General features: G+C 71.0%; 6 protein-coding genes. 2 read left to right on the forward strand and 4 right to left on the reverse strand.

Annotation, left to right across the window (positions count from 1 at the left end; all coding sequences use genetic code 11):
* The 3 genes from E7Z54_RS11245 to E7Z54_RS11255 all read right to left on the reverse strand — a co-directional run.
* A partial coding sequence (locus tag E7Z54_RS11245; protein ID WP_276606222.1) for a phosphoribosylamine--glycine ligase N-terminal domain-containing protein occupies positions 1 to 159 on the reverse strand: 159 nt, incomplete at its 3' end.
* Positions 160 to 213: 54 nt separating this feature from the next.
* On the reverse strand, positions 214 to 2,103 hold the full coding sequence (locus E7Z54_RS11250; RefSeq protein ID WP_136433731.1) for a PAS domain S-box protein: 1,890 nt from the start codon (positions 2,101 to 2,103) through the stop codon (positions 214 to 216).
* 167 nt (positions 2,104 to 2,270) lie between these two features.
* On the reverse strand, positions 2,271 to 3,554 hold the full coding sequence (locus E7Z54_RS11255) for an adenylosuccinate synthase (RefSeq protein WP_136433733.1): 1,284 nt from the start codon (positions 3,552 to 3,554) through the stop codon (positions 2,271 to 2,273).
* Positions 3,555 to 3,881: 327 nt separating this feature from the next.
* Here E7Z54_RS11255 and E7Z54_RS11260 point away from each other — a divergent pair, with 327 nt between their 5' ends.
* Both E7Z54_RS11260 and E7Z54_RS11265 read left to right on the forward strand, forming a co-directional pair.
* Positions 3,882 to 4,925: a GGDEF domain-containing protein gene (locus tag E7Z54_RS11260; protein ID WP_136433735.1), complete on the forward strand. Its 1,044-nt coding sequence runs from the start codon at positions 3,882 to 3,884 to the stop codon at positions 4,923 to 4,925.
* Positions 4,926 to 4,984: 59 nt separating this feature from the next.
* The gene (locus tag E7Z54_RS11265; protein ID WP_136433737.1) at positions 4,985 to 5,359 is read left to right on the forward strand and encodes a nuclear transport factor 2 family protein; all 375 of its coding nucleotides are present in this window, start codon (positions 4,985 to 4,987) and stop codon (positions 5,357 to 5,359) included.
* 21 nt (positions 5,360 to 5,380) lie between these two features.
* Here E7Z54_RS11265 and sigJ read toward each other — a convergent pair whose 3' ends face one another.
* Entirely contained in the window at positions 5,381 to 6,268 is an 888-nt protein-coding gene (gene sigJ / locus E7Z54_RS11270) for an RNA polymerase sigma factor SigJ (protein WP_206056155.1), read from the reverse strand.
* Between the last annotated feature and the right edge of the window lie 43 nt (positions 6,269 to 6,311).

The following is a 6,311-nucleotide window of genomic DNA, read 5'->3' on the forward strand; positions in this document are numbered from 1 at the left end:
GGCCGCGCCGTCCATCGGGTCCACGGCGTGCAGCGTCGCGACGGTCCCGATGCCCGGATTGCCGGGCGCGGCGTGCACCTCGGTGACGCCGGGGTCGCGGGACAGTGCGAGGGCGAGGGCGTGTTCGCGCCCGCCGCTGCCGATGACGAGGGTCTTCACGGGCGACCAGCCTAGGGCGCGTGGACCGCGCGACCCAGTCCCGGTCCGCGCCGGTCAGACGCCCGGCGCCCGCGGCAGGCTGGGAAGCTCCACCGCGAACGCGGTTCGGCGCCCGTCCCCGGGTGGAAGGTACGACACCTCTCCGCCGTGGCTGCGCGCGATCTCCCGCACCAGGTGCAGACCCAGGCCGGTGCTGCCGGCCGAGCCGGCGTGCGCGAACCGCTCGAAGAGCCGGTCGACCAGACGGGGCTCCACTCCGGGGCCCGCGTCGGAGACGAGCACCCGTACGCCGTCCTCCGTCGGCTCGCCGTGCAGCATCACCGGCGTTCGTCCGTGGCGAAGGGCGTTCTCCAGCAGGTTGTCCAGTGCCTGGCCGACCCGCGCCGGGTCGGCGACCAGGTCGACGTCCTGGGCGACGTCCAGGCCGATCCGCGCAGTCGGGTGCACGGCCCGGACCCGTTCTGCCGCCGCGATCAACGTCGCCTGGAGCGAGAGCCGCTCCGGCCGCAGGGCGAGGGCGTCAGCGTGCATGTTGGACGCGCTGGACAGGTCGGCGACCAGCCGCTGGAGGCGTTGGGCGCTGCTCGACATCGCGTCCAGCAGCCGGCTCAGCTCATCCAGAGCGAGGTCGTCACCCTCACGCAGCATGGACACCGAGCCCTCGATGACCGCCGTCGGCGTGCGCAGCTCGTGCGCGGTGATCGCGAGCAGCTGCGCCTGCTGCTCGATCGCCCGCCTGCGCTGCTCCTCGTGGGCTCGCTGCTGGGTCTGGTCGCGGGTGACCTTGGCGAAGCCGCGATGGCGTCCGGCGTCGTCGTAGACCGCGGTGATGACCACGCTGGCCCAGAACCGGCTGCCGTCTCGACGGACCCGCCAGCCCTCCTCGGCGTACGCGCCCTCGCGCAGCGCCATCTGGAGGTTGTGCTCGGGGTGCCGAGCCTCCCGCTCCGCCTCGGGGTAGAACACGCGGTAGTGGCGTCCGAGAATCTCGTCCGCGGCGTAGCCCTTGATGTTCTGCGCGCCCGCGTTCCAACTCGCGACCCTGCCGTCGACGTCGAGCATGTAGATCGCATAGTCCCTCACTGCCGTCACCAGCAGCCGGAACATCTCCTCGCTGCGGCGCAGCTCGACCTCCGGCGTGATGTCCTGCACCTGCGCGAAGACGTAGAGCGGCTTGCCCGCCGAGTCGCGGATCGGCGCGAGGCTGACCCGCAGGGTGCTGGCGCCGTCGTCGGTCACCAGGGGGTGCTCGAAGGTGGCGAGCTCCTCGTCGCCCTCGGTGATCCGAGCCAGGGCGTCGTCGAGCTGGTCTCCGTGTCGCCGGGTCAGGACGCCGTAGTCCAGGCCCACGAGGTCAGCCGGCTCCCGGTGCACCATGGCGGCCAGCTCGGAGTTGGCGCGGACGATGCTGCCGTTCAGCGTCATCGTCGCCATGCCGATCGCGGCCTGGTGGAAGACCTCCCGATACCGCTCGAGGTGCTCGTCCAGAGCCGCCTGGTCGCGCGCCGCGGCCTGGTCGATTCCGCGCGCGATCCGCAGCCCTCCCGGACGCGGCGGGCGGGCTTCGGGGCCACCCCCCACGTGCTGCCACAGCAGCTCCGGCAGCTTGTCGATCGGGACCGACTTCTCGATCAGGTCCACCGCGCCCAGCTCCCGCGCACGGATCGCCAGACCTACCTCCTCGAAGCCGGTGAAGACCACGACCTTCGTGTCGGGCGACACCGCCAGGACCAGCGGTAGCGCCTCGAGCCCGTCCATGATCGGCATCGAGGTGTCCAGCAGCATCAGCGTGGGGCTGAGCTTGTGGGCGAGCAGCATCGCCTCGCCCCCGTCCCCGGCCTCGCCGACGACGTCGAACAGCCCCGAGGCCTCGAGCCGCGAGCGGACGACGACGCGCAACTCCGCGGAGTCGTCGACGATCACCACTGTCGGCCGCTCCGGCACAAGACCTCCTCAGGACCCCCACAGCCCATGGACGGCAGTGCCCCCAAACCAGGGTCCGTATACCTGCCGCTGCGGCAGATTATGGCAGGCCAGGCCGCGAAACCGCGGGAACCAAGGAGGGCTCCCCAAGTTCCCGAGCCCGCCCGCGCCGCGCCACGGCGCCCCAATCAGCGCAGCGGGTGCCGGACCACGGCCTGCTCCCGCTCCGGCCCCACCCCGACTACCGAGATCCGGGCACCGGATCGCGCCTCGACGTACTCGACATAGTCCCGGGCGGCCGGCGGCAGCTCCTCGAAGGTTCGGCAGTGCGAGATGTCCTCGAACCAGCCGGGGAGGTACTCGTAGACCGGGACGGCGTGGTGGAAGTCGGTCTGGTTCACCGGCATCTCGTCGTGGCGCACGCCGTCGACGTCGTACGCCACGCAGACCGGGACCTGCTCCAGGCCGGTCAGCACGTCGAGCTTGGTGAGCACGAAGTCGGTGACGCCGTTGATCCGCGCCGCGTAGCGGGCGATGACGGTGTCGAACCAGCCGCAACGGCGCGGGCGACCGGTGGTGGTGCCGTACTCCCAGCCCTGCTTGCGGAGGAACTCTCCCTTGTCGTCGTCGAGCTCGGTCGGGAACGGCCCCTCCCCCACGCGGGTGGTGTAGGCCTTCACGATCGCGATCACCTGGTCAATGCGGGTCGGCGGAATCCCCGAGCCCGTGCACGCACCGCCCGCGGTCGCGCTGCTGGAGGTCACGAACGGGTAGGTGCCGTGGTCGACGTCGAGCAGGGTGGCCTGGCCAGCCTCGAGCAGCACGACCTCGTCGCGGTCGAGGGCCTCGCCGAGCAACAGCGCGGTGTCACAGACGTACGGCGCCAGCCGATCCGCGTGGCCGAGCAGCTCCTCCACGGTCTGGTCGACCGACGGGGCGCGGCGGTTGTAGACCTTGGTCAGGATCTGGCCCTTCAGATCCAGGGCGCCCTCCACCTTCTGGGTGAGGATCTTCTCGTCGAAGAGGTCCTGGATCCGAATGCCGATCCGGTTCATCTTGTCGGCGTAGGTCGGTCCGATGCCGCGGCCGGTGGTGCCGATCCGGCGGCTGCCGAGGAAACGCTCGGTCACCTTGTCGAGGGTGCGGTTGTAGTCGGCGATGACGTGCGCGTTGGCGCTGACCTTGAGCCGACCGGTGTCGATGCCCCGGGCCTCGAGGCCGTCGATCTCCTGGAACAGGACGTCGATGTCGACGACCACCCCGTTGCCGATGACAGGTGTGCAGCCAGCGGTGAGGATGCCGCTGGGCAGCAGGTGGAGGGCGTACTTCTCGTCACCGATCACCACGGTGTGGCCGGCGTTGTTGCCTCCGTTGAACTTCACCACGTAGTCGACCCGGCTGCCGAGGTGGTCGGTGGCCTTGCCCTTGCCTTCGTCGCCCCACTGGGCTCCGACGATCACGATCGCGGGCATTCGCTCGCTCCTTCGCTCGGGACGGAGTCCCTCCGCCCCGCCTGATCGGGACGGCTGCTCAACGCACCCACATTGGGTTCTCAAAGCAAGGAACCCCGGCAAGGACCGGGGCTCTTGCGGCGACACGCTACCAAAAACTCACCGCCAAGGGCCCTTCGGCGGCGAACTCCTAGTCACTCGGTGCCACGCTCGCCACCCGATCGGGCGCGATCTGCCGACACGTCCGATCGGAACGCTCGATCACCGGAGCGCCTCCTCCGGCCCTCCCTATCGTCGGATCACAACCTCAGAGATCGGCCTCAGCGGCCGGGACGAGCCTGGTGATCGATGAACGTTCTCGGCTGGATGCAGCCACGCCACCACCGCGCCGCGGCACGGTCGCTGTCGACGTTGTGCGCCGTGGGCGCGGGTGTCTCGATCGCCGCCGCGCCTCTCCAGAACGCCGAGATCCGCACCGACGGCGTCGCCGTGGCCGGAGTGATCGTCGTGCTCGTCATCCTGTTCGCCGTCCAGTCCCGGCGATTCGACGAGACGCACCGGGTGGCGTGGGCGCTCGGCCCGCTCCTCGCCGTCCCGGCGATCACCGCGATCGACCTGCTCACCCACGACGCCTCGCTCGCGGCGCAGATCTTCTTCCTCTTCCCCGCGCTCTACGGCGCGTCGCAGCTCCCGCCGCCCGGTGCCGCGGTGATGACCGGCGCATCGATCCTGGGCGAGCTGATCGTCGTAAGCACGCAGCTGCCCATCCGAGCGGCGATCGTCGACGCCGGATACGTCACCGCGACGTTGGTGACAACCTCGGCGCTGCTGACGGCCTCGAGCGAGCGCCACGCGAGACTTGTCGGCCGGCTCGTGCAGATGGCCGCCGTCGACCCGCTGACCGGCCTCGCGACCCGTCGCGTCCTCGACGAGGCAGTCGGCTCGGGGACGTCCGGCGGTGCCGGAACGGCACTGATCCTGATCGACGTGGACCACTTCAAGTCCATCAACGACCGGCACGGACATCCGGTCGGTGACCAGGTCCTCGTCCAGCTCTCGAAGCTGCTGCTGAGCCGCAGCCGCGGGAGTGACGTGGTGTGCCGGCTCGGCGGTGACGAGATCGCCGTGCTGCTGCTCGACTGCGCCTATCCGACCGCGCTGGCTCGCGCCGAGGACATGGTGGCCACGGTCGCGGCGCACGCATTCCACCTCCCCGACGGAGCCACCCTCGACATCTCCATCAGCGTGGGCTGTGCCCACATGCCGACCCACGCGGCCGGCATTCGCCCGCTCTACTCCGCTGCCGACTCCGCGCTGTACGACGCCAAGCGGTCCGGCCGCGGTCGGGTGGCCACCATGACGTCGGTGGGGATCCAGGCGGTGAGCCCGTAGGCAGTCCCCGCACCAGCACGCCATAATCTCTAGAACGCGTTCTACTTCTAGGAGAAGTCATGGCTGCCAGCAGGGACACGATCCTCGGGACCATCCAGCGCTACGTCGACCTGGTCGGCGCCGGCACCGCCGCCGAGATCGTCGATCTCTACGCCGTCGGTGCGACCGTCGAGGATCCCGTCGGGAGCGAGGTGCGCAGCACTCGGGAGTCCATCCTGGAGTTCTACAGCGGCCTGGAGGGCCTCGAGCAGCAGAGCACCCTGCTCAGCGTACGGATCGCGGGCACCGAGGCGGCCTTCCAGTTCGAGCTGATCACCAAGGCGGGCGACCAGACCTACACGCTCTCCCCGATCGACGTGATGACGTTCGACGACGACGGCCGGATCGCCAGCATGCGGGCGTTCTGGGCCGGCGAGGACATGGCCGTCAGCTGAGGCGTCTCCGGACCCGGTGAGCTAGGGCGTCGGGCCGAGCCCGGCCAGCTTGTCCGGGTTCCGCACGATGTGGATCCGGGTGACCCGACCGCCGGCCACGGCGAAGGAGATGACCGTGTCCGGACGGCCGTCGCGACGCAGCGCGATCCCCATCAGGCCGTTGACCCGGACCACGCTGGTCTCCGCGTCGGCGTTCTTGCGGGCCAGCCCGGCGAGGAACCGCGCCACGCGGTCCGCTCCCCGCACCGGGCGGAGGGCGGCCGACACCTTCCCGCCCCCGTCGGAGACGGCCTCGACGTCCGGGTCGAGCAGCTCGATCAGCACGCCGAGGTCGCCACCGACGGCGGCTCCGAGGAACCGCTCGACGACGGCCGCGTGCGCGGCGGGGTCGACGTCGTGGCGGGGAGCGGCGTCGCGCATCCGGCGGCGGGCCCGGGAGGCGAGCTGTCGGACCGCCTCCGGGGAGCGGCCCACGACCGACGCCAGCTCCGAGAACGGCACGCCGAAGACGTCGTGCAGGACGAACGCCGTCCGCTCGGCCGGCGAGAGTCGCTCCAGGACCACGAGCATCGCGTAGCCGACGGACTCGTCGAGAGTGACCCGGTCGGCCGGATCGGCACCCGGGCGCTCGTCGATCATCGGCTCCGGGAGCCATGGGCCGACGTAGGACTCCCGACGCGACCGCGCCGAGCGGAGGACGTCGAGCGCGGCCCGCGCCACCGCGACGACCGACCAGCCCTCGACGTCCCGCACCGGCTCGCGTGCGTCGGCGGCGACCACCCGCAGCCAGCATTCCGCCACCACGTCCTCCGCCTCCGCCCACGAGCCCAGCACGGCGTAGGCCACGCGCAGGAGCCGCGGCCGGACCGCGGTGTAGTCGTCCGCGAGCCGCTGCTGACGATCGGTCACCGGCCCTCCTCGGCCAGCCAGGCGTCGTACGTCTGGACGCCGC

The sequence above is a fragment of the Nocardioides sp. genome (assembly GCF_004803405.1).
GTDB classification, from domain to species: Bacteria; Actinomycetota; Actinomycetes; order Propionibacteriales; family Nocardioidaceae; genus Nocardioides; species Nocardioides vastitatis.

Excerpts from the sequence above, each read along its gene's own strand:
- E7Z54_RS11260 (WP_136433735.1), top strand. The coding sequence starts at position 3,882 with ATGAACGTTCTCGGCTGGATGCAGCCACGCCACCACCGCGCCGCGGCA.
- E7Z54_RS11255 (WP_136433733.1), bottom strand. The coding sequence starts at position 3,554 with ATGCCCGCGATCGTGATCGTCGGAGCCCAGTGGGGCGACGAAGGCAAG.
- E7Z54_RS11265 (WP_136433737.1), top strand. The coding sequence starts at position 4,985 with ATGGCTGCCAGCAGGGACACGATCCTCGGGACCATCCAGCGCTACGTC.